The organism is Williamsia sp. 1135, from assembly GCF_002095395.1.
GTDB lineage: Bacteria > Actinomycetota > Actinomycetes > Mycobacteriales > Mycobacteriaceae > Williamsia.
Window position 1 is genome coordinate 1 of the sequence record NZ_MJEI01000013.1, and the last position, 1,189, is coordinate 1,189.

The 1,189-nt window shown below is 61.9% G+C and carries 1 protein-coding gene and 1 pseudogene; both read left to right on the forward strand.

Annotated features, from left to right (window positions below; all coding sequences use genetic code 11):
• A pseudogene (locus BFL43_RS00065) lies at positions 1–199 on the forward strand (cytochrome ubiquinol oxidase subunit I); the annotation flags it as partial.
• Between the two features lie 171 nt (positions 200–370).
• Positions 371–1,189, forward strand: an 819-nt coding sequence (locus BFL43_RS00070) for a cbb3-type cytochrome c oxidase subunit I (protein WP_206186583.1), incomplete at its 3' end; no start/stop codon positions are given.

Below are 1,189 nucleotides of genomic sequence, written 5' to 3' on the forward strand. Positions count from 1 at the left end.
CAACTTCACCGAGCTCCCGCGCATTCGGTCGGAGCGGCCTGCGTTCGAGTTGCACTACCCGCACATGGTCGAGCGAATGCGGGAAGAAGCCCATGTCGGTGCCGGTCACGGCAAGACCAGCGACAAGGCCGAGAAAGCTCGTCGCGATCCGCTGACAGTCGGAACCCACGAGTCTTCGACAGACCCAGATCCGAGCTGACCGCACCACCTGCTACACCGAAACCGGCTATCTCCTACGAACCGTCGTAGGAGATAGCCGGTTTCGTCGGCCCATAGGGTTTACGATCATCTCCAGTACGCTTCGCGCCGTCGTGGGCCAAACAGCCGACCACGACGACTCGGAGCGAGTGGCGGCGCCATAGGAGGATCTGTGACTGCGTTAGACCAGCCCACAAATGCGGTGGCTCCGGTTCGGCCTTACCCCGACCGCACCGGGCCGAAGGGCTCGTTCATCTACAAGGTGTTGACGACCACCGACCACAAGATGCTCGGCATCATGTATTTGGTTGCCTGCTTTGCGTTCTTCCTCATCGGTGGCCTGATGGCCCTGCTGATGCGGTCTGAGTTGACTGTTCCGGGTCTGCAGTTCCTGTCGACCGAGCAGTACAACCAGCTGTTCACCATGCACGGCACCGTGATGCTGCTGATGTACGCGACGCCGATCGTGATCGGTTTCGCGAATGTGGTGCTGCCGCTTCAGATCGGTGCGCCGGACGTGGCGTTCCCGCGGTTGAATGCCTTCAGCTTCTGGCTGTTCGTGTTCGGTTCGACGGTGGCGGTCGCCGGATTCATCACCCCCGGTGGCGCGGCTGACTTCGGCTGGACTGCCTACACCCCACTGACCGATGCGGTGCACTCTCCGGGTGCCGGCGCCGACATGTGGATCCTCGGCCTGGCCGTTTCCGGTCTGGGCACCATCCTCGGTGCGGTCAACATGATCACCACCGTGGTCTGCCTGCGTGCTCCCGGTATGACGATGTTCCGGATGCCGATTTTCACCTGGAACATCCTGGTCACCAGCGTGCTGATCCTGCTGGCGTTCCCGTTGCTGACCGCGGCGTTGATGGGCTTGGAGGTCGACCGACAATTCGGCGCGCAGTTGTATGACCCGGCCAATGGTGGGGTGATCTTGTGGCAGCACCTGTTCTGGTTCTTCGGTCACCCCGAGGTCTACATCATCGCCCTGCCG